Annotated in this window: 13 protein-coding genes and 1 riboswitch; of the genes, 7 read left to right on the top strand and 6 right to left on the bottom strand. The window is 67.8% G+C overall.

Translation table 11 applies throughout. The features are described 5' to 3' along the window. Positions 1 to 31: 31 nt before the first annotated feature. The 7 genes from RBB34_RS04530 (at position 32) to RBB34_RS04500 (ending at position 16,693) form a co-directional block, all read left to right on the top strand. Complete coding sequence (locus tag RBB34_RS04530) at positions 32 to 5,815, top strand: SdrD B-like domain-containing protein (RefSeq protein WP_306117997.1); 5,784 nt, start codon at positions 32 to 34, stop codon at positions 5,813 to 5,815. Positions 5,816 to 5,838: 23 nt separating this feature from the next. Continuing rightward, positions 5,839 to 12,123, top strand: a complete 6,285-nt coding sequence (locus RBB34_RS04525) for a GEVED domain-containing protein (protein WP_306117996.1) — start codon at positions 5,839 to 5,841, stop codon at positions 12,121 to 12,123. A 146-nt stretch (positions 12,124 to 12,269) separates the two neighbouring features. Continuing rightward, the gene (locus RBB34_RS04520) at positions 12,270 to 12,827 is read left to right on the top strand and encodes a hypothetical protein (RefSeq protein WP_306117995.1); all 558 of its coding nucleotides are present in this window, start codon (positions 12,270 to 12,272) and stop codon (positions 12,825 to 12,827) included. A gap of 124 nt (positions 12,828 to 12,951) precedes the next feature. Beyond that, positions 12,952 to 13,063, top strand: a riboswitch (TPP riboswitch). Beyond that, positions 13,055 to 13,666 carry a YkoF family thiamine/hydroxymethylpyrimidine-binding protein gene (locus RBB34_RS04515; RefSeq protein WP_306117994.1) on the top strand — a complete coding sequence of 204 codons (612 nt, stop codon included), beginning with the start codon at positions 13,055 to 13,057 and terminating at the stop codon, positions 13,664 to 13,666. (Overlaps the previous riboswitch by 9 nt.) Positions 13,667 to 13,726: 60 nt before the next feature. Continuing rightward, the gene (locus tag RBB34_RS04510; protein ID WP_306117993.1) at positions 13,727 to 14,314 is read left to right on the top strand and encodes an ECF transporter S component; all 588 of its coding nucleotides are present in this window, start codon (positions 13,727 to 13,729) and stop codon (positions 14,312 to 14,314) included. Further along, positions 14,286 to 15,953 carry an ATP-binding cassette domain-containing protein gene (locus RBB34_RS04505; protein WP_306117992.1) on the top strand — a complete coding sequence of 556 codons (1,668 nt, stop codon included), beginning with the start codon at positions 14,286 to 14,288 and terminating at the stop codon, positions 15,951 to 15,953. The genes RBB34_RS04510 and RBB34_RS04505 overlap by 29 nt, the downstream gene beginning before the upstream one ends. Further along, positions 15,947 to 16,693 (top strand): energy-coupling factor transporter transmembrane component T, encoded by a 747-nt coding sequence (locus RBB34_RS04500; protein ID WP_306117991.1) that lies wholly within the window; start codon positions 15,947 to 15,949, stop codon positions 16,691 to 16,693. Before RBB34_RS04505 ends, RBB34_RS04500 begins: the two co-directional genes overlap by 7 nt. A 1-nt stretch (position 16,694) precedes the next feature. Here the strand turns inward: RBB34_RS04500 and RBB34_RS04495 are convergent, their stop codons facing one another. From RBB34_RS04495 to RBB34_RS04470, 6 genes are all read right to left on the bottom strand, one after another. Then, complete coding sequence (locus RBB34_RS04495; RefSeq protein WP_306117990.1) at positions 16,695 to 18,086, bottom strand: M20/M25/M40 family metallo-hydrolase; 1,392 nt, start codon at positions 18,084 to 18,086, stop codon at positions 16,695 to 16,697. Next, entirely contained in the window at positions 18,083 to 19,408 is a 1,326-nt protein-coding gene (locus RBB34_RS04490) for an amidohydrolase (RefSeq protein WP_306117989.1), read from the bottom strand. The genes RBB34_RS04495 and RBB34_RS04490 overlap by 4 nt, the downstream gene beginning before the upstream one ends. Then, complete coding sequence (locus RBB34_RS04485; RefSeq protein WP_306117988.1) at positions 19,408 to 20,475, bottom strand: ABC transporter ATP-binding protein; 1,068 nt, start codon at positions 20,473 to 20,475, stop codon at positions 19,408 to 19,410. Before RBB34_RS04485 ends, RBB34_RS04490 begins: the two co-directional genes overlap by 1 nt. A 10-nt stretch (positions 20,476 to 20,485) precedes the next feature. After that, positions 20,486 to 21,274 carry an ABC transporter permease gene (locus tag RBB34_RS04480; protein WP_306117987.1) on the bottom strand — a complete coding sequence of 263 codons (789 nt, stop codon included), beginning with the start codon at positions 21,272 to 21,274 and terminating at the stop codon, positions 20,486 to 20,488. Next, positions 21,271 to 22,071 carry an ABC transporter permease gene (locus RBB34_RS04475; RefSeq protein ID WP_306117986.1) on the bottom strand — a complete coding sequence of 267 codons (801 nt, stop codon included), beginning with the start codon at positions 22,069 to 22,071 and terminating at the stop codon, positions 21,271 to 21,273. The genes RBB34_RS04480 and RBB34_RS04475 overlap by 4 nt, the downstream gene beginning before the upstream one ends. Before the next feature lie 100 nt (positions 22,072 to 22,171). Then, complete coding sequence (locus tag RBB34_RS04470) at positions 22,172 to 23,194, bottom strand: ABC transporter substrate-binding protein (protein WP_306118037.1); 1,023 nt, start codon at positions 23,192 to 23,194, stop codon at positions 22,172 to 22,174. Positions 23,195 to 23,209: the final 15 nt, after the last annotated feature.

Genomic DNA, 23,209 nt, shown 5'->3' with positions numbered 1-23,209 from the left:
GGATTTGCATGCCGTTGCGGGGATGGAACGAATGCCAAGCATCGTTCGCGGCCTATGTGGTGCACTGATCGTGCTTTTCTTCGCCATCGCATCGGCGCGGGCCGACATGCCGCCCGCTGGCGCGCAGATCCACGCCCAGGCCCAGGCGACCTATTTCAATCCCGCGCTCGGCATCGTCGAGCAGGTCTTCAGCAACACCGCCGTCATCGTGATCAATGAACTGCCGGCGATCGCGGTGGACGCGGACCAGACGATCCTCGCCTCGCCGGGCGTGATCGGCCAGTTCGTCTTCTTCGTCGAAAACATCGGCAACGTTCCGCTCAACCCGGCCATCGACGCCGTCCAGCAGACCGGCGACGATCTGGCCCTGCATGACGTGCTGATCTTCCGCGATGTCAATGGCGACGGGGCCATCGATGGCGGCGAGCCGTCATTTGCGGGCGGCGGCGCGATATCGCTCGGCCCGGGCGAGCGCGCGTCCTTCATCGTCCGCTTTCAAATGCCCTCCGGCGCCAGTGTTGCCGAAGAAGGGCTCATCGACCTTGTCGCGCAGGACCCGGCCGAAGCGGTCGGCGACCTGGCGACCGGCACGGCCCGCACCTCCGAAGGTGGCCTGGTCATCGCAAAGCGCGCCCAGGCGGTCTCGGTGGCCGCCGGCGACGTGCTCGATTATGCGCTCGAACTTCGCAACAACGGGCTCGGTCCGCTTCCGCCGGCCGCAACGCTCGAAGGTGAAACGCTGACGATCGACGGCGTGGCGCGCGCCGGCGTCATCGTGCGCGATGCGATCCCGCAGAACACGCAATTTGCCGGTGCCGACGGCAACATCACGTTCCGGCCGATCTACCATGCGGCCGCAACGGGCCCCAAGCACAGCTACACCACGACGCCGCCGCCGGCGGGCGAAGTAGATGCCGTCGCCTTCCTCTACGATCCCGACGGCGACGTTGCGACGCCGGACGCCTTTCCGGCTGGTTTTTCCAACACCGTAAGGCTGAGCGTGACGGTCAATGCCAATGCCGGCGGGCTGCTGCTTGAAAACCGCGCCGAGGGCTATCAGCCGGTCGGAACCGGCGAGCCCGAATCCTTCGAGTCCAATCGCGTCCAGACGCCCGTGACGGGGCAGGGCGGCACGCTCGCCTTCATGGACCAGACCTTTGCCAGCGACATCGAGACGATGCCGGTCAACGCCAATGCCTGGTTGCAGGTGAATGCGGGCGTGTGCAACCGCGATGGCGCAGTCGCCGAAACCATCTCCATCACCCTTGATTCGACACCCGAATTTGACCGCGAGGCAGTCACGGCGACCGAGACCGGCCCCAATACCGGCGTCTTCCGCAGCGCCGCCGTGCCGGTCCAGGACCAGGTTCCCGCCGCGCGCTTCAACGGGGTCGTTTCGGCCCTCGCCAACACGCTGGTCACCGCCACGCTAAGCTGCGGAACGACCGCGCTCACCGACACGCTGGTCGTCAACCCCGGTGGCTTTGTGTTCAATGCGCTGAGCAACGCGCCCGTGCCCAATGCCCAGGTCACGCTTCTGAGCGCCACCGGCACACCTGTCGACCAGGCGGTCACCGACCAGAGCGGCTTCTACCGGTTCGCCGACGTGCCCCCGGGCAGCTATCGGATCGCCGTGCTCGATCCGGGCGGGCTGGCCTTTCCCTCGCAGCGCACGGTCTTCCCCGGCTATGACCGCAATGTCGATCCGCTCGCCTCCTATGGCGAGGCCTTCGCGATCGCCTCGGCCGGCCCGTTCGGCGTGGATATTCCGCTCGATCCGGGCGCCAAGCTCGATTTCGCCATCGACAAGACCGCCGACCGGGACCGCCTCGAGCGCGGCGAGTTCATTCGCTACGCCGTGCAGATCGCCAATCGCAGCGAAGTGGCAATGCTCGATCTGGCCCTCACCGACACGCTGCCCGCCGGCTTTGCCTATCTTGAAGGGACCGCGCAGATCGACGGCGCGCCGCTCGCCGACCCGACCGGCGGCGTCGGCCCGGAACTGTGGTTCGATCTGTCCGCGCTCGATCTGGGGCCGGGCGACACGCTGACCGTCAGCTACGTTGCGCGCGTCACGTCAAGCGCCGCGCTCGGCGAGGCCGTCAACAGCGCCGTCGCAACCGGCCGGCTGCCGGCGCTGCCGCAACAGCTTGTCTCCAACACCGCGCGCCACATCGTCCGGGTCGAAGCGACCGACGGCGTCTTCGCCGATGAGGGCGTTGTGCTCGGCACGGTGTTCGTCGATGTCAACGGCAATGGCGTCCGCGACGTGCAACCGGGCCAAGAGCGCATCGAGCCGGGCGTTCCCGGCGTGCGCATCTATCTGCAGAACGGCGCGGTGGTCATCACCGATCCGGACGGCAACTATTCGCTGCCCGGCCTGCGCCCGGTCACCCATGTCTTTGCCGTCGACGGCGCGACGCTGCCCGCCGGAACGTCCGTCCTGATGACCCGGACGCGCGACGCGCTCGCGCCGGGCACGCGCTTCGTCGACCTCAAGCGAGGCGAGATCCGGCAGGAGGATTTTGCCATCGGTCCGGGCACCGGCGCCGTGCTCGATGCGGTGATCGCCCGCGCCGGCAACCACGCCGATGACGGGTTTGCGCTGCCCGCCACCGACCTTGCCCTTGGCGGCACCATCGCTGGCGCCGGCAAATCGCGCCGCGCCGAAAGCCTGACCTCCACCCAGGTCACAACGCGCGCGCCGCGCGCCGACGGCGAGGCGGAGGTGGCCCTTGACACCGATCACGGCAAGGCGATCGAGAGCACGGTCGATCTGGAAGCGCTGACGCGCGAACTCTCGCCTGAACTGGCTTTCCTCGACCTTGAGGACGGCGACATCCTCAACGACGACGACATCTCGATCCGCATCAAGGGACCGGCGGCGGTCAGGCTCAAGCTGGAGGTCAACGGACAATCCATCGGCGCCGAGCGGATCGGCCAGCGCACGATGTACCAGGCCGGTGGCGTGCAAGCTGCCGAATTCATCGCCGTGCGCCTCAAGGGCGGCGCCAACGAACTCCGCCTCGTCCAGACCGACCCCTTCGGCAACGACCGGGGCGGCATCACGATCACCGTCTATGCACCGGGCAAGCCGACCGCGCTCGAGATCATCGCCCCGCCCACAGCTCTCGCCGATCCGGCGACCGCGATCCCGGTGCTGGTGCGCGCCATCGACGAAGAGGGCCGGCCGACCCGCACGCCCATCGAGGTCACGCTCGATCCCGCCGCCGGCCGCTTCGATGTCACCGACATCCGCTTAAGCGAGCCCGGTACCCAGGTCTTCATCGACCGCGGTCAGGCGATCTTCGACTACTACCCGCCCGCGCTGTCGGGCACGCAGACGATCACCGTGCGCTCGGGCCTTGGCACCCACACCGCCGATATCCGACTGACGCCAGATCTCGACCAGCGCCTGGCGGTCGGCATCATCGAGGGCGCGGTGCGCTTCGGCGAGGGCGGCGCCAGCCTGGCCCCGCTGATCGAGGACGATCAGTTGTCGGGCTTTGAGGACACCATCGAGGGCGTGCGCGGGGCGCTTTACCTCAAGGGCCGGATCCGGGGGGACGCGCTGCTCACCCTGCGCTATGAGAGCGACCGCGACACCGAGGATCGCCTGTTCCGCGATATCGATCCGGACGCCTACTATCCGGTCTATGGCGACAGCGCCGAGCGCGGCTTTGACGCCCAGTCCAACTCCCAGCTCTACGTCAAGGTCGAAAAGGGCCTGTCCTACGTCCTTTACGGCGATATCACCGTCGGCCCGCAAAGCGATGCCATCGAACTGGGCGGCTACAGCCGGTCGGTCACCGGCGCCCATGCCCATATCGAGCGCGACCGGCTGACGGTCGACCTGTTCGCCGCCTACACCGACCAGAGCCAGGTGGTGCGCGAATTCCCTGCCCGCGGCATATCGGGCCCCTATGCGCTCGACCTGACCGGTTATATCGACGGCAGCGAGCGTGTCGAGATCGTCGCCTACGACCGCGACCAGCCCGAGGTCGCGATCAGCGCCGTCACGCTGCGCCGCAACACCGACTACACGCTCGATTTCTTCGCCGACACCATCATCTTCGCCCGCCCGGTCATGGCGACCGACGACAACCTCAACCCGCAATTCATCCGGGTCACCTATGAGGTCGATTCCGGCACCGAACGCTACTGGATCATCGGCGGCGAGATCGGCCTTGCCGTCACCGACACCGTCACCATCGGCTATCGCGAGGTCCGCTCGATGGCGGAGGCGCCCGAAGACGACGACCGCACGGTGCGCGCCGGCTATGTCGAGGCGGATCTGGGTCGCTACGGCCGGCTCGAGGTCGAGGCCGCCCAGAGCGAGGACCATCTCGGCCGTATCGGCGAAGGCTACCGCGCCCGCTATGAACTTGAGGGCAAGCGCGGCCGCCTGTCGGTCGCCGCCGCCGACACCGACGTCGATTTCGACCCGCCCGGCGCCACGATCGGCCCGGGCCGCACCGAATTGCGCATCGAGGCCGCCCTGCGCGGTACCAAGCGACTCGATCTGGAGGGCGAGGCGCTCTACAGCCGCGACAAGCCGACCGGCGAGGAGCGCTACGGCGTCGAGGGCCGCGCCAAGCTGCGCCTCAACGAGCAGATCGACGCGGTGTTCGGCGCGCGCTATTCGGTGACCGATCGCCCCGGCGAGCCGGCGCCGAGCGAGACCTGGTCGGGGATTGTCGGCCTCGACATCAGGTCCGACTGGCTGCCCGGCGCGCGCCTTGGCCTCGAGTATGAGCAGGCCCTCGACGATGCCTCGCGCCGGCGCTGGCTGCTCGAAGCCGACTACCGGGTCAATGACCGCGTGCGCGTCTATGGCAAGACCGAATTGTCGTCCTCGACCTCGGGCCTGTTCGGCCTGTCCGACTTCGCCGGCGAGGACGCCGTCACCTCGCGCGCCGGCATCGAAGTGACCTGGAACGAGCATGTGTCAAGCTATGCCGAGCATCGCGAGGGCGGCGATGGCGGCATTGCCGGCGGGCTCGACTGGCGCTGGACATGGAACGATCATCACGACCTCACCGCCTCCTTCGAACATGTCGAGCCGCTGTCGGAGGACCACCGCCGCAACACCGCGATCACGCTCGGCTACGGCTATCAGAACGAAGACGGCACGACGCTGTTCGAACTGCGCCCCGAATGGAGCCGCACCGACGACGGCACGCAGAACTGGTACGCCAGCGCTTCGCTCGGCAAGCGCTTCGGCGACATCACGGTGCTGGCCCGCAACCGCTTTGCCTACACCGACGCCGAAGCCGGCGAGCGCACCCGCAACCGCGCCCGCCTTGGCGCCGCCTGGCGGCCGGGCGAGCACAACCGTTGGTCGGCGCTGGCCTGGTACGGCTTCGAATATGACGACGACCGCGCCGCCGAAACGCGCGAACTGGCCCATAGCTGGTCGCTGGGCGGCGAATACCGGCTCAACGACGATCTGCGCATCCGCGCCCGTCATGCCGGCCGCCACCTTGAGCAGCGCTATGACGGGCTCGACCTCGACAGCACCGTGCTGCTCGGCACCGCCGGGTTCGAATGGGACGCCCATGAGCGCGTGGTGCTGGGGCTGAACGGCACGGTGTTCGTCGAACCGGACATTGGCGCGGCCCATTACGGCCTGGGGGGAGAGATCGGCTTCGTGCCGGCGAAGAACACGTTGGTTTCGCTGGGCTATTCCTGGGCTGACATCGAGCGCGACAAGATCGAGGACATCCACCGCACAGGTTTTTACCTGCGCGTGCGCGCCAAGATCGACGAGGGGATCTGGGATCTGCTCGACCGGATGGGGATCGGCGGCCAATGAGACCTGGGCACACGGAGGCGAGCATGACACAGGCAGGCCGGCACGCGGCGGCGCGGGCGGTCAGGGGCGGCGCGCTGGCGACGCTGTGGGGCGCGTTCGCCGTCGCGACGATGATCGCCCTGCCGGCGCGGGCGCAGCCGCCCGAGACCTTTTCCGATGGTTCGGACCGGACCGCCAACATGGTGTTGTGGCTGGACGCCGACGATACCGGCACGATCTACACCGACTCCGCCTGCACCGCCTCGGCCGGCAATGGCGATCAGGTCGCCTGCTGGGCGGACAAGTCGAGCAACGGACACGATGTGACCATCGGCGACACCAGCGGCTTCCGGCCCGAATATGTGTCGAGCGATGCGCTGTTCGGTGGCCGCGCCGTCCTCGATTTCGACGGCAACGATCGTTTGATCAACAACATCCCGGATGTGAACACCAACAACTTCACCCTGTTTATGGTGCTGGCGAGCGACGACCCCAACCCCAGCAATCTCGACGCCTTCTTCTCCAACGCGAATGCGCCCGGCAATAACGGGTCCTTCCAGATCACCTATCGCTCTGCAAGCGACAGTTTTGACGTGCCTTTCACGGGCATCACGGATCGCTCCTTCGGGCCGTTCGAAGACAATGTGATCAAACTCTACGGGATGCGGGCGCGCAACAGCCCCTCGAACCTCCTGGAACTCTTCAGCGAAGGCACGCTGGTCGATTCCGCCAACGAGAACATGAATTTCGTATTCCGGTTGCTGAAGATCAACAGCAACCGGAATACGAGCAGTTTTCACGATTCTCGGATCGCCGAAGTGATCCTTTACGACGCGGCGCTCAGCGACTGCCAGCTCAGCGAGGTCAACGCCTATCTCGGCGCCAAGTATGGCGCCGATTTCACCGGCGCGTTCGAAAACCTATACACGAGCGGGCATCCGGAGAATCTCAATCGCGATGCCATCGGGCGCAACGATTTCAGCAACTGTCTGGGTCCGCAGAGCGACCGCCGCGACAGCGCGACCAGCGCCGAGATGACGTTCGATGTCGGCGCCGGCGCAGGCGTCAACGACATGTCGGGCGATTATGTCATCACCGCCCATCAGGGCGGCGACGTCACCCAGTTCACCACGACCACCGTTGCCAGCGTCGGCGCCGATTACCGCGTGCCTGACCGCCACTGGCGCCTGGAAGAACAGGGCAGCGGCGATCTGGGCAATGACCCGCTGAGCTTTTCGTTCGACTATGCGGCGATGGGCCTGACCGCCGGCGAGGGCTTCGCGCTGCTCGTCAGCCCCGACAGGAATTTCGCCAATGCGGAAGTGGTCTCGACCAGCTTTGCGGTGGACACCGGCACCGGCACCGTGACGTTCGACCCGGTCGTGCTGAACACGTCCGGCGACACCGCCGCGCTCGACCTTGAACCCTACAATGAAGGCACCGGCGCGGGCGATCTGTTCGTCACGCTGGCGACCGCGCCCGTCGACCGCTCGGATGCGCCGGTGGCGGGCACAAGCTATGGCGAGGCCACGCACGCGGTCACGGCCGGCCTCCAGCTCGGCCTGGCCATCGACGCCGATGCGACCCCGCTCGCCAGCCCCGATGCCGATGGCGACGACACGAACGGCACCGACGACGAGGACGGGGTGGCCAGCCTCCCGCCCGTCCTATCCGCCGCCGGCAGCTACGCCCTCGACGCCACCGTCACCAACACCAGCGGCGCGCCGGCGACACTGCATGGTTGGATCGATTTCGACCGCAATGGCAATTTTGACACTGACGAACACGCCTCCGTGGCGGTGGCCGACGGTACATCCGGCGGCACGGCGACGCTCAACTGGTCCGGCCTTTCGGGCGGGGTGGCGGGCGACAGCTTCGTGCGTCTGCGCCTGACCACCCATGCGGGCGTGACCGGCGCCACCCCCGCTTCGGTCGCCCCCGATGGCGAGGTCGAGGACTACACGGTGGCGATATCGAACCCCTACCAGCCGGTCGTGCCCGCCGGCCATTGCCAGATGAGCCATGCCGGATGGGTGGGCCCCATGTCGGGTTTTAGCAATGACGACAATTTCCTGCGGACGGGCTGGACCTATGACCTCGACAATCTCCCGCAGCGCCCGAACACCACGCCGGATGCGACGGGAACCTTCGCCATCGCCGGCACGTCCCCGATTGCCGAACTCGATCTAACGACTGGCCCGGTCGGCGGCATCGGAGAAAGCCACGTGATGGTGACGCGGTGGCAGGCCCCGGCGGGCACGAGCCAGACGATCAGCGTGCTCGACACCGGGTTCGCCGAACATGCGATCCTCGCGGTGCGCGACAGTGCCGGAAACCTGCTTGCGCGTTCGCCCGCGAGCACGGGCTTTCACGACCAGGGCAGCGCCAGCCACGACATGACGGTGACCATGCCGGCCAACGGTGTCGTCCTTGTCTATGCCTGGGTTGCGGATCAGGCGGTCAACAAGGGACAGTTCTTCCCGCTTTGCGCCGATTTCGGCGATGCGCCGGGCTATGCCGAGGCGGCGCATCCGATCGATGCCGCGCTCTACATGGGAGCATCGGCGCCCGATCGCGATGAGCCCGGGGCCGGAACCGGCGGAACCAGCGACGATGCCAACGGCACCGACGACGAGGACGGGGTGACCCTTCCCGCCCTTTATCAGGGGGTTCCCGCGCGGATCAGCGTGGCTGTGTCGGAAAACGCGCTGAATGACGGCTATCTGCAAGGCTGGATCGACTGGAACGGCGACGGGACGTTCGATCCGGGCGAGCAGATCGCAACCGATCTGCAGGACAATCAGACCGGCGACGAGAACGCCGCGACCGGGACCATCGACTTCATCGTCACCCCGCCCGTCACCGCGACCACCAGCCAGACCTTCGCCCGCTTCCGCTGGTCGACCGCCGCCGGCCTTGACGCCGCCACCGCCGCGCCCGATGGCGAGGTGGAGGATTACGCCGTGACCGTCACGGCGATGTCCCAGATGGCCTGCGACGGCACCTTCTACCAGGTGCGCGGCGCGGTCCTCACCGAGGTCACGCTCAGCTACAATTCCGGCACCGGGCAGTACGACGCCAATTTCAACAACTCCCCGAATTCCGGCAGCAACAAGAACGGCGCCTGGGGCGTGTGGGAAAATGGCGACTCGGTGCTCGGATACGGCGTCCTGAACAACTCAAGCCGTCTTTACGCCGTCGATGCCGCCGGCAGCTTTGTCGATCTCGGCCTGATCGACATCTCGGCCTTTTCCGGCGCCAGCAGTTTCTCCCGTTCCGCCGGCGATATAGACGATGACGGCAATCTGTATGTGTTCAATGTAGACAACAATAGAATCTATGTCGTCGACCGGAAGCAGACGCCGGCGGTCCTGACCCACAACATTGCTGCCGGCTTCGGCATCAATGCAGCGGATTTTATCTACAATGGGGTGGATCAGGTCTTCTACGGCATCGACTCGAATGCACGACGCGTTGCCGCCATCAAGGTCGACCTGACGGGGGCGGGTTCGGCGTCTCTGGTGCGTTTTGGGCCAACCGGTCCGCCTTACAACGACAATTTCGGCGCGGGATGGTTCGACGCCACTGGCGCGACGCTGTTCGGCTACCGCAACACCGGCGGCAACGTCTATCAGATCGATACCGGGCTGAATGCCGGGCCGGGTCTGAACCCCACCGGCACCGGCACGGCGTTCCTGCTGGGCAGCGGCCCAGGCGCCGGCGGCAATGACGGCCTTGGCTGCCGCGGCGCACGGCCCTTCCCCTATGGCACGCTGGAAGGCACAGTCTATGTCGATGCCGATGGCGACCGCGTGGTCGATTCCGGCGAAGGCGCGGCGGCCGGCGCCGGCCTGACCGTCGAGCTCTACAGCGGCGGCAATCTGATCCGCACCGTGACGACGGACGCCAATGGCGAATACCGCTTCCCGGCGGTGATTTCCGACTTTGTCTATCGGGTGCGCGTGCCGGCCTTCACCGTCGGCCCGCCGGGCAGCGCGGCCACGCGGACGGTGGAATTTCTGGACAATGTGACCGTTGCCGATGGCGGCGTCGTCTCCGGTCTCGACTTCGCCTACGGACCGGCCGACTATTCCGATGCGCCGACGGGCTATGGCGACACCTACCATGTGACCCGGACGGGCTACACGCTCGGCGCGGCGGTCACCACCGAGACCGCTCCGGTCGGCAATGACGGTGTCAGCGATGCCGATGACGGCGTGACGCTGCCGGCAAGCCTGATCCAGGGGGTTCCGGCGACCATCAACGTAGGTGTGTCGGGCGCGGGCGGATATCTGCAAGCCTGGATCGACTGGAACGGCGACGGCGATTTCGACGATACCGGCGAGCAGGTCGCCACCGACTCTCAGGACGGCGGCACCGGCGATGGGGACGGGGCGGCCAACGGCGTTATCGAGGTTCTGGTCAATCCGCCGGTTGCGCCGCTGTCCAACCCGACCTTCGCCCGCTTCCGCTGGTCGACCGCCGCCGGCCTCGACGTCGCCACCGCCGCGCCCGATGGCGAGGTGGAGGACCATCCGGTCACCGTCCTGGCCGGGGATTTCGGCGATGCGCCGGCCGCCCTCGGCTATGCCACGACGCAAGCCGATGGCGGGCCGCGCCACACCGTCAACGACCCGCCACAGGTTCGGATCGGCGCGACACCCACCGACATCGACAACGGCACGCTGCAGGACGCCGGCGCCCTTGCCGACGATCAGGACGGCGCGAACGACGAGGATGGCGGCGCGGCGCTGCCGGGCGCGTTCGTCCCCGGCCAGCCCTTCGTGTTCAACCTGCCGATCGTCGGTTCGGGCTATCTGAACGTCTGGATCGACTGGAACGGCGATGGCGACTTCACCGATCCGGGCGAGCAGGTCGCCAGCGACCAGCCCGTCACGGCCGGCGCCGCCCTGGTCGGCGGCACGGTTCTCGGCGGCCTCGCCGCCGGACCCACCTTTGCGCGCTTCCGCGTCTGCCAGGCGCAAGGCGACTGCGACATGCCCGTCGGTCCGTCCGCGTCGGGCGAGGTGGAGGACCATCAGGTCACCATCGTCGACCCGCCGATCAGCGTTTCGGGCACGGTGTTCATGGACAATGGCGCGGCCGCCGGCGCCACCGCCGCCCATGACGGTGTGCAGGGCGCAGCCGAGGCGGGAATCGCCGGCATCGCCGTGACAGCCTTCGACGACAATGACGGCGATGGCCGGCCCGATGCCGGCGAGGCTGTCTACGGCGCGGCGACGACGGCCGGCGATGGCGGCTATCTCATGGCGCTCGCTCCCTCGGCGGCCGGCCAGCAGGTGACAGTCGCGGCCGCGCTGGGCGAAGCGCAATGGCTGCATGCTTCCGACAACGCCGCCGGCGGGTCGCTGCCGGGCCTTTCCAATCCCGACCCGGCCGATGGCGCGGTGGTGTTCGTGCCGGCCGCCGCCACCGCCTACACCGGTGTCGATTTCGGCCAGATCGACGTGCCGACGCTCACCGAGGACCGCTCCCGGTCGGCCGCACCGGGTGCGATGGTCACCTTTGCGCACAATTATCGCATGCGCACCACCGGCACCGTGCTCTTCCTCGTCAACACGATCGGCGAGAGCCCGACCGCATCGACCTTCGCCGATGTGCAGCTTTATCGCGACGTCAATGGCGATCAGGCCTTCGATCCCGGCGACACACCCATTGCGGGCGCGATCCCCGTGGTCGAGGGCGAACTCATCCAGATCATCGCCCGCGTTCAGGTCGCCGGCGGCGCCTCGACCGGGGCCGAACTGGTCTTCGATGTCGTCGCCTTTGTCGATTTCGCCGGCGATCCGCTCGACATCGACCCCTATCGGGCGGTCGGCGACGGGGGCAGTTGTGCCGCCGTTACGAGCCTGCTGCCCGGCGGGTTCGATCCCGATTACTGCCTGGCCAATACCGACCGGGTGGAGGTCGTCGCTCCGGTGTCCCTGCAGATCGCCAAGGGCGTGTGCAACGACAGCGCCGCGGCCACCGCCTTCGGTCCGCTCAATGCCGGCAGCCCTGGCCAGATCCTCGTCTACGAGCTGACCGTGACCAACCCGACCAGCGCGCCGGCCTTCGATGTCGATGTGCTCGACACCACGCCGGCCTTCACGGCGGCCTATGGCAGCACGCCGGCGCCGCCGCCGGGCGCCTCGCTCGTCCCGGCGCCGTCGCACTGCCCGGCCTCGACCACCTCCGTGCCCGCGGGCGTGTCGTGCTTGGTCGGCGATCCGGGCAATGGCGGGAGCGGACCGGTCTCCTGGCAGTGCACCGGCGCGTTCGGCCCGGGCGCCGTCGCCCGATTCTATTTTCAGGTGCAGATCCAGTAGGTGGCCGCAAGGGCGCTCACGGCCCGGCCGGCATTGACAAGGACACTCCGATAAGGCGAATGAAAGTCGAAATTACAACCCAAGATAGCCGAGATTCGATCCTGCACGCAGTGGCGATCGCGGCGGCCAACAAGGAGAATCAGACCATGCAGCAGCAACACACGCATTTCCGCACCGGGCTGGTCAGCATTGCGCTGGCCGCATTGCTCGCCGCGATCGTGCTGGCGCTGCCGGCCTTTGCGCAACAGGCCGAGCCCGCCGCGACCGCACCGGCCGAGGATCGGCCGCCGGTGGCCAGCTCGCTTCAGGCGATGATCGTCACCCGCGATGACGAAGGCAACGAGGTGATGGCGCCGGCCGAGCGTGTCGATCCGGGCTCGGTCATCGAATACCGCATCGCCCACAGGAACCAGTCGGGCGACGCGCTCACCGGCTTCATCGTGCAGGGCCCGATCCCCGAGGGCACCGCCTTTGTCGGCGATTCGGCGCGCTCGGGCGAGGCCATGCGGTTCGAGGTGCTGGTGCCCGGCGAGGATTGGCAGACCGAACCGGCCTACAAGACCATCGTCAACGATGACGGCGAAAAGCAGCGCGTGCTCGCCGCGCCGTCCGAATACCGCACGGTGCGCTGGGTGCTCACCCAACCGCTGGCCGACGAGACCGCCGCGACGGCCGTCTATCGCGTGCGCGTGGCCGCCGAATAGGCGGGCTTGTCCGCCGCGCGGGCGGTATTCCCGCCACGCTGCAATCCGTGAAATGCCGCCTCGCCGAAACGGTGGGGCGGCATTTTTTCGTTTACTTGGCGCAAGCACGCGGTTATGCACCGGAGACATTCGACAGGGGTGCTCCGTATCGCCGGGGCTGAGATGCGGGCCGCAAGGCCGCGAACCCTCAAGCTGATCTGGGTAATACCAGCGGAGCGAGGCGAGCCATGTTTTCCGGCGCACAGATTGCATTGTATCCCATGTCCGACGATTTCGTCGGCATCATCACGGGCGCGTTGACCGCGCTCGATCCCCATCGCGAACGGCTGCGCATCGAGACCGACGATGTGACGACGCTCATCGTCGGCCCGCCCCCGATCCTGTTTGCGGCCATGCGCGACCTGTTCGTCGCCGCCGCGGGCACCGGCACCCATTGCGTCCTGTCGGCGACCGTCTCGCGCGGCTGTCCGGGCGAGCCGGACGATCCGATCTGCCGCCCGGACCCCGATGCCGTACCCGCCGGCCCGCTTGACGCGCGCATCGAGGCGGCGCTGGCAGCGGTCGACAAGGCCCCCGAGACGGGCCAGGCCGCCGTCGGCCAGTTCTCGCTCTATCCGCTCGGCGAAGGCGGGCACATGGACGAGATCTATGGCTGCATCGACTTCGTGAAGGCCTCGGCTGTCTTCGACAGGTCGAAGAACTTCTGCACCAGGCTTTCCGGCGATGCCGGCGCGGTCTTCGCCGCGCTGGGCGAGGCGTTCACGCGTTTCGGCGCGCCCTCGGGCCATGTGGCGATGGATGTCACGGTCTCGGCGAACAGCCCGAGCCGCCGCGCCTGATCGCCCCGGCGCGGCGCGGCCGCGCGCACTTTCTCCAACCAGCATGAAAGGGGCCGGATCATGACCGACGGCAATCTGTGGACCTTGCGCGAAACCCTGATCATCGCCGTGCTCGGCGCGGTGTTCGGCGTTCTGTATCTGGGCTGGGTGCAGGTCTGGCTGATCGCCCAGGCCGTGTTCGGCCCGGTGACGATGGATGTCTTCATGGGCTTCTGGTTCATCGTCTCGATGATCGCCGCCGCCATCATCCGCAAGCCCGGTGTCGCGCTCGTCTCCGAGGTTCTGGCCGCGGCGACGCAGATCCTGCTGGGCTCGCCGGCGGGGCTGATCCTGCTGCTCAGCGGCTTCGTGCAGGGCGCGGGCGCCGAGGCGGTGTTCGCCGCGACGCGCTGGAAGCGCTATTCGCTGCCGGTGCTGATGGCGGCCGGGGTCGGTGCGGCGGCGTTTTCCTTCATCTACACCTGGATCCGCTTCGACTATGGCGATCTGGCGCCGACCCTGCTGGTCGTCATGTTCACGCTGCGCTGCCTGTCGGGGGCGCTCCTTGGCGGGCTGCTGGCCTGGATCGTCGTCAACGCACTCTACAGGACCGGCGTGCTTTCCGGGCTGAGGATCGATCATGACCGTCGCGCCGCCCTTGCCGCTTGAGGGGCAGGCGGCGGCGCTTGCCCGCTGGCGCGATGTCCGCGTCCGCTATCCCTATGCGCAGCGCGACGCCGTCGGCCCGGCCTCGCTCTCTGTCGGGCCGGGCGAACGCGTGCTGCTGCTCGGCCCGTCGGGCTCGGGAAAGTCGACCCTGCTACAGACCCTGACCGGCATCATCCCGCAGACCGTGCCGGCCACGGTCGACGGCACGGTCGAGATCACCGGCGCGCCGGTTGAAAGCCGCCCGCCGGCCGACTGGGCCGACACGGTCGCCCATTTCTTCCAGGACGCCGATCAGACCCTGACCGGTCTGCGCGTCGGCGACGAGGTGGCCTTCGCGCTCGAAAACCGGGCGCTGCCCCATAAGGCGATCGCCGCACGGGTCGAGGCGGCGATGGCCCGTGTCGGTCTGCCGCCCGATTGGCGCGACAGGCGCACGGCAACGCTTTCGGGCGGCGAAAAGCAGCTCGTCGCGCTGGCGGCGACGCTGATCGCCGACGCCCCGCTCTTCGTGGCCGACGAGCCGACCGCCAGCCTTGCGCCGGCGGCGGCGGCGCGCGTCTACGACCTGCTGCTCGACGAAGGGCAGGGCGGCGTGCTGATCGTCGACCACCGGCTCGACGATCTGATCGCGGCGGTCGACCGGGTTGTTGTGCTGGACGGGCAGGGCGTGCAAAGGCTTGCGGGGCCGCCGGGGCCGCTGTTTCGCGACCATGGCGACCGCCTCGACGCCGAGGGCATCTGGACCCCGCTTGCAAGCCGCCTGGACCGTGTCTTGCATGCGGCCGGTCTTGCCGCAGCAGGGCCGGCGGTGACCGTCGGCGATCTCATGGAAAATCTCGGCCAACTGGCCGCGCCGGACCGACGCAAGGCCCACGCCATGCTCAGCGAGGCGGTACGGCCGCTGCGCCCGGCAGGCGGCATTCAGTCCGGCCCCGTCCTGTGCCGCCTCGAAGGGGCGGCCTGCGCGCCGCTCTTCGGCCCGGTCGTCCTGCGCCACGTCACGCTCGACATCCGGGCCGGCGAGGTGCTCGGTATTGTGGGCGCCAACGGAGCGGGCAAGTCGACGCTCGGTGCCAGCCTCGCCGGCCTGCTGCGGCTCAAGGGCGGCCGTCGCGACGGCCCGGTCGGCGCGATCGCTTTCCAGAACCCCGAAAACCAGTTCCTTCAGGCCAGCGTTCGGGACGAACTCGCCTCCGCACTGGACAAGACGGCCGCGCCCGACGCCACCGCGCCGCTGCTTGAGCGCTGGGGCCTTGGCGCGGTGGCCGGCCAGCACCCCTTCGAGCTGTCGCAGGGCCAGAAGCGCCGGCTCGCGCTCGCCTGCCTGACGGCGACGGACCGCTGGCCGCTGATCGTGCTCGATGAACCCACATCCGGGCTGGACGCGCGCGGCGCCGCCGAGGTCGCGGCCAATATCGAGGCGATCGCCGGGCAGGGCAGGGCGGTCGCCGTCATCACCCATGACATGGATTTCGCGCTGCGCACCTGCCATCGCGTGATCGTGCTTGGCGAGGGCGGGATCCTCGTCCAGGGCCGGCCCGGCGACATCCTGCGCCAGGGGGCGCTGCTCGCCCGTGCCGATCTGGCTCCGCCCGCCATCGCCCCGGTGCTCGGCTGGCTGGAGCGGACACCGTGCTGAGCGCGCTGCATCCCCTGCCCAAGCTGGTGATCTGCATGGCCTGGATCGTCGCCTCGATCCTGGTGTTCGATCTTCGCTTCCAGCTTGCGACGATTGCCGTGGCGTCGCTCGCGCTGATCGTGCTCGAGCGGCGCTCGCCGTTCCTGGTGCTGGCGCTGATGGTGCCGTTCGCCCTGTTCGGCTTCGGCTTCTTCACGACCAGCGTGCTGTTCCGGCAGGACAGCGCGTTTGCCCTCAAGGTCGCGGCGGAAACGCCCTTCGGCGCCCCGGCCGTCTCGGCGGGGCTGATCCTCTTCTTCCGCGCAATCGCATGCGGCATGGCCTCGGCCGTGTTCGCGCTCACCACCGATCCGGGTGCGCTGATCAAGGCGCTGATGGTCCATTGGCGCCTGCCGCCGCAGATCGGCTTCGCGCTGTTCCAGGCGCTGCAACTGGTGCCCGATCTGGGCCGGGAAATGCAGCAGATCCGCCTGGCGCGGGCCATGCGCCGGGGCCGGCCGCCGCGGCGCGTGCCCGGTCCGACCGAGCTGGTCTCGCTGATCGTGCCGCTTCTGGCCTATGCGATCCGCCGGGCCGGCCGCTCGGCGCTCGCCATGGAAGCGCGCGGGCTGGCGCCCGGTGCACCGCGCACGGTCACCGGCGCGCCGGCGCTGACCCGCAAGGATGCGGTGTTCAGCGTGTGTGCGGCGGCTGTGCTGCTGGTCGCCATCGTCGTGGCGTTCACGATGCGCGGGGGCTGACTCAGCCTTCGGCGAGTTTTGCCATGATCCGAACCCAGCTGCGTATGCCTTTGTGATAGCTGGAAAGATCGTATTTCTCGTTGGGGCTGTGAATGCGGTTGTCGAAGCGGGCAAAGCCGACCAGCAGCGCATCCATGCCCAGTTGATCCTTGAACGCGGTGACGATCGGGATCGACCCGCCCGTGCCCGCGCACGCCGCCTCGGTCTGCCATTCCTCGGTCAGCGCGGCAAGCGCGCGGTTCAGCATCGGGCTGTCATGGGGCTGTACCGTCGCAGCGCTGCCGCCATGCTCGGCGAACTCGATCGTGCAGTCGGCCGGCACCCGCGCCCGGCAGTGGTCGCGGAAGGCCGCGCGCACCTTGTCCGGATCCTGGCCGTCGACGATGCGGAACGAGACCTTGGCCATCGCCGTCGAGGGGATCACGGTCTTGAACCCGTTGCCGGTGAAACCGCCTTGGATGCCGTGCACCTCGAAGGACGGCCGCGCCCACACCTGCTCGATCACCGGCCGGTCCGCTTCGCCCGCCGGCTGGCTGAGCCCGACCATGCCGAGAAACCCCTCGGCATCGAACGGAAGGCGCGACCATTGCGCCCGCACCGCCTCGGGCAGGTCCTTGACGTCGTCATAAAAGCCCTCGATGGCGATGCTGCCGTCCGGCGCGCGCAGGCTCGCCAGCACATTGGCGAGCACCTGCAGCGGATTGGCCGCCGCATTGCCGAAAATGCCCGAATGCAGGTCGCGGTCGGCGCAGGTGACGGTGATCTCCTCGCCGACGAGCCCGCGCATCATGGTGGTGATGGCGGGCGTATCCTTGTCCCACATGTCGGTGTCGCACACGAGCACGACATCGGCCTTCAGTTCCTGGGCGGTCGCTTCAAGGAACGGCGCAAGGCTCGGCGAGGCGATTTCCTCCTCGCCCTCCAGCAGGATCGAGACCTTGAGCGGCAGCGTGCCGTTCGCCGCCTTAAAGGCGCGGCACGCCTCGATGAAGGTCATCAGCTGGCCCTTGTCGTCGGAGGCGCCGCGCCCGGTGATCCAGCTATCGCCATCGGGCTGCGGCACGCGCGCCGGCTCGAAGGGCGGCCGCTGCCACAATGCGATCGGGTCGACCGGCTGAACGTCGTAATGGCCGTAGAACAGCACATGCGGCACGCCCGCCGGCGCATCGCGATCATGGGCGACGACCATGGGGTGCTGGCCCGTCGGGCGCACGCTTGCATCGAAGCCGAGCGAGGTCAGTTCGTCGCACAGCCATTGCGCGGCACGCCGGCAGTCGTCGGCATGGGCCGGGTCGGTGGAGATCGAGGGGATGCGGATCAGATCCATCAGCCGCTCGACGCTGGTATCGATCGTCGCTTCGACGCTTTGAAGGGCGGCTTGCTCGGCACTCATGTCTCGTCTCCATCGATGCGGGCCATTTCGGCCCTGAACTGGGTGGCGATCTGTCCGGCATCGCGCAGCACCTTGGCGCGCTCGAGGCTCAGGACCTGCCGGTCGCGCATCAGCCAGCGGCCCGCGACCATCACGGCGGTGACGTCCTCGGGCTGGGCGGCAAAGACCAGCGTCGCATAGGGATCGTAGACAGGCTGCAGGCGCGGCGCGTCGAGCGAAATGCGGATCAGATCGGCGGCCATGCCCGGCGTCAGCGTGCCGATGCGGTCGTCAAGGCCGAGCACGCGCGCGCCCTCGGCGGTCGCCATGCGGACGACCTCGGCCGCGGGCATTGGCTTGCGCGAGCCGCCCAGCAGCTTGGCGAACATCGAGACCGGCCCGAATTGCGCGAAAAGGTCGAGCGTGTTGCCGCTCATCGGCCCGTCCGTGGCGATGCCGACCGGTATCCCGGCCGCGCGCATCTTGTCGACCGGCGCGATGCCGCGCCCGGCCTTGGCGTTCGAGCGCGCATTGTGGGCGACGCGCACCCCGGCCGCGGCCATGCGCGCTATCTCGGCGTCGTCGAGGTAAAGGCAGTGTGCGGCGATCAGCCCGTCGCGCAGCAGCCCGGCGCGGTCGACCGTTTCGACCGGTCGGCAGCCATGGGTCCTTTCTGCCCAGTCCATCTCGCTGCGCATCTCGGCGAGATGGATTTGCACGGGCGCGTCCGGATGATCCTCGGCCCAGCGTGCGACGCGGGCCATGACCGGGATGTCGGTGGAGTACGGCGCATGCGGGGCGATCGAGGCGGTGATGCGGTCATGGCCGGCGAAAGTGTCGGCAAGCTTCTCGGTCAGCGCGAAGCCCGCATCGATGCTGTCATGGTCCGGCGGGTCGAAATCGGCGATGGTCTGGCCGACCACGCCGCGCAGGCCCGCTTCGTCCAGCACATGGCCGACCTCGGTTTCGAAGTAGTACATGTCGGCGACGGTGGTCACGCCGGCCCGGATCGATTCCCAGGCGCCGAGCGCGGTGCCGATGCGCACCATGTCGGGCGAGACGAACCGCCGTTCCATCGGCAGCACATAGCGGAACAGGCGGTCGTCGACATCCTCGCCGAGCCCGCGAAACAGCGTCATCGGCAGATGCGCGTGCGCATTGACCATGCCGGGCATGACGATGTCGCCGCCCGCATCGATCAGCTCGGCGCCCGGCCTTGGCGGTCCCTCGCCGGGACCGGCGCTGGCGATGATGCCGTCCTCGACCAGCACATGGCCGCCCTCGATCACCGCCATGTCCGGCGTGCACGGCAGCAGCCAGGCGTTGCGGATCAGCGTCGTCATCAGATCTCGCCCTCGGGCAGGATGCAGCATTGCTCGGCCTCGGGCACCAGCCGGGCCTGGTCGCCGCTTTGGAGCGGCCGCGACAGCGGGCCGGAGGCGACCAGATGGCCGGCCGGCGTTTCGGCCTGATAATGATAGGCCCGGCCCAGATAGGTGCGCAGGCCGAGCGAGGCCGGAATGCCCTCCGCCTCCGGCTGCGCGGTCACGCGAAGCCCGTCGGGGCGCGTTGCCAGCGTGAAGCGGTCGGGGATCGCGCCGAGCCGGTCCTGGTCGAGGGCGACCGAGATCCCGCCCGGCCCCTCGGCATGGACGATCGCGCCCTCGCGCCGCCTCGCCTCGAGCGCGATCAAGTTCTCGAAGCCGACGAAACGGGCAACGAACGCGTTGGCGGGCCGCTGATAGAGCGTTTCGGGCGCATCGAACTGGCGGATGCGCCCGGCATCCATGATCGCCACGCGGTCGGAGATCGAGAACGCCTCCTCCTGGTCGTGGGTGACAAACACCGCGGTCGTGTTGTTGGCGCGCTGGAGCTGGCGGATCTCCACGCGCATGTCGACGCGCAGCTTGGCATCGAGATTGGACAGCGGCTCGTCGAACATCAGCAGCGGCGGCTCGATGACGAGCGCGCGCGCCAGCGCCACGCGCTGGCGCTGGCCGCCGGACAATTCGCCCGGCAGGCGCTCTTCGAGCGGCGTCAGCCCGACGCGCGCGAGCATGGCGCGGGCCCGTTCGGCACGCGCCGCGCTTGCCATGCCGCGCTGCTTGAGCCCGAAGGCGACATTGTCGAGCACACTGAGATGCGGAAACAGCGCATAGTTCTGAAAGACGAGCCCGATATTGCGCCGGTGGGCGGGCAGGCGCGTCAGGTCCGTCTCGCCCAGATGGATGGTGCCCGCCGTGGGCACCAGGAAGCCGGCGATCAGCCGCAGCGTGGTCGTCTTGCCGCAGCCAGACGCGCCGAGCAACGAGACGAGTTCGCCCTCGCCGACATCGAGCGACAGATCGTCGAGGACCTTGGTTGTCCCGTAATGGGCGGTCAGGTTGGCAAGCGACAGGGGGGCGGTCATGACGGGCGGTCTACTTGGTCAGGAAGGTCAGGCCAAGGGTGCGCTCGACCACCGCCATGACGGCGACGGTCAGCACCATGAGCAGCACCGACACCGAGGCGATGACGGGATCGAAGAACTGCTCGACATGGGCGAGGATCTGGATCGGCAATGTGGAAATGCCCGGCCCGGTGAGGAACAGCGCAACCGAGACGTCGTTGATCGAGGTGATGAAGGCCAGGATGAACGCGGCGATCACGCCCGAGCGCACATTGGGCAGCACGATGGTGAAGAACGTCTTCCATTTCGGCGAACCAAGGCTGATCGCCGCTTCCTCGATGGAAAAGTCGAACGAGGCAAGGCTCGCCGAGATCACGCGCACGCAATAGGGCAGCACCAGCAGCGTGTGACCGATCAGAAGCGTCGAGAACACCGGAAAGCCGGCGCCGACCTGGATCGAGCGCAAAAGCGAAAAACCCAGCACGATCTCGGGCACCAGCACCGGCAGCACGAACAGCGTCGACAGCCAGCCCGGAAGTTGCACGCGGTAGCGGTTGAGTGCGTAGGCCGCCGGTATGCCGACGATGAGCGCGCAGATGGTGGCGAGCGTCGCCACCTGGAAGCTCGTCACCATGGTCCGCCGGAACGCGCCGATCTCGAAGATGCGCTCGAACCAGCGCAGCGACAGCCCCTGGGGCGGAAAGGTCAGGAAGGTGGTGTCCGAAAGCGCAGCGCCGATGACGATGATCAGCGGACCCATCAGGAACGCATAGACCAGCACCGCAAAGCCGATCAGGACAGGGGAAAGCCGGCCGGTCATGTCGCCATCGGGTTCAGGCGCCTGGCCATGCGCGTCATGGCGAGCACGACGGCCAGGGTGACAACGACCATGATCGCCGCGATCGTCGAGGCGCTGTCCCAGTCGAAGGTCACCATGGCCTGTTGATGCAGGAAGGTACCCATCACCATGACGTTCTCGCCGCCGACAAGCTGCGGCGTGGCATAGGCGGTGAACGATCCGGTGAAGACCAGCACCGCGCCGACGATCAGCCCCGGCACGGCAAGCGGAAAGATCACCTGGCGGAAGATCTGCGGCGGCGTGGCGCCGAGCGAGGCGGCGGCCTGGATCACGTCATCGGGAATGTTCTCGAGCACGCCGACGAGCGTGAGCACCATCAGCGGCACGAACAGATAGACCATGGCGACGATCACCGCGCCCTCGGTGTAGAGCATGGAAAACGGCGCGCCCTCCACGCCCAGCCAGACCAGCACATTGTTGACCATGCCGTTGCGGCCCAGAAGGATGAGAAAGGCGAAGGACCGGACCACGACGCCCGTGAGCAGCGGAAACACCGCCGCGATGATCAGGATCGAGCGCCAGCGCGGGCTGGCGCGCGAGACCACATAGGCGGTGAAGAAGCCGATGATCACCGAGAACAGCGTCGTCAGCAGCGCGATTTCGAGCGTGCGCCACAGCACGGTGCGTCGAAAGCCGCTCGAAAGATAGTCGACATAGGCCGCCAACGGGCCGCCGCCGACCGCGAAGGTGGCGGCGATCGTCGCACCCACGGGCAGGATCAGGAAGACGACGACAAGGGCCGTAGCGGGCGCCGACATCGCCCACCCCGAAAGGCGCTTGAGCAAAGATTTTCCCCCTTGCGCGGTGGCTGGCGCCAGCCCGGATCGGGCGGGCGCCGCAGGCTCGTTTGCCGACGTTCTAGCCGCCGAACATCTCGTTCCAGCGGTCGATCCAGTCGCCCTTTGCCGCGTTCATCTTCTCATAGTCGACGCGCTTGAGGTTGGACAGCATCTCCTCGCCATAGGTCCACTTGGCGGCCGCTTCCGGGCTCAGTTCGACATCGGCATGGACCGGCGCGTCGACACCGTCCTCGGCGAGCATCTTCTGGCGCTCGGGATCGAGGATGAAGTTGATGAACTCATGCGCCAGTTCCACGTTCTCGGCGCCGGTCGGGATGTTGACGGTGTTCAGCGTGGCGATGTCGCCGTCCTCCAGATCGGCCCAGACGACCGAGGGCACCGCGTCCTGCAGCCGTCCGAGCGCGAAGTCCTGCGCCAGCGAAACGGTAATCTCGCCGGTCGAGAACAGATTGATCATCTCCGAGCCGGTATTGTAGTTCTTCAGCACGTTCGGCTTGATCTCCTCGATCTTGGCGAAAGCCGGGTCGGCATCCTCGAAGGCGTCGGTGCCGGCCTGTTCGCCGGCCAGCATGACGACCATCGGCCCGGCGGTGGTGGTGATGCCGGGCAGCGAGATCGAATTGTCAAGATCCTCGCGCCACAGATCCGCCCAGGCGGTGATCGGCGGGTCGACCTTCTCGCTGTCATAGACGATGCCGACGCGGCCGATCGTGTAGGCCGGCCCGTATTCGCCCTGCGGTGCCTGCGCCATTTCGTGCAGGCCCTCGATATTGGGAGTCATGGACCGGTCGATGGGCTGGAACAGACCCTCCTCGATGCCCTGCTGGGAGAAGCTGTCGGTCAGGTAGATGACGTCGACGCCGCGCCCGCCGCGGATCTTGAGCTTGTTGAGGCGGTCGGCATTGTTGCCGGTCTCGAAGATGACGTCGCAGCCGCACTGCTCCTTGAACGGCGCGATGACGTATTTGTCGAGCTTTTCGCCATTGAAGCCCCACCAGGAGATGGTCAGGGTCTCGGCCTGCGCGGCGGCGGGCCAGATGGCGAGCGCGAGCACGGCGGCGCCGGCGGCACGCGGAATCATGGGCATCATTGTCAT

The organism is Roseitalea sp. MMSF_3546, from assembly GCF_030732865.1.
In the GTDB taxonomy this organism is placed as follows: domain Bacteria; phylum Pseudomonadota; class Alphaproteobacteria; order Rhizobiales; family Rhizobiaceae; genus Roseitalea.
Note: the sequence above shows the minus strand (reverse complement) of the source record. Positions and strands in the feature narration are given on the sequence as shown.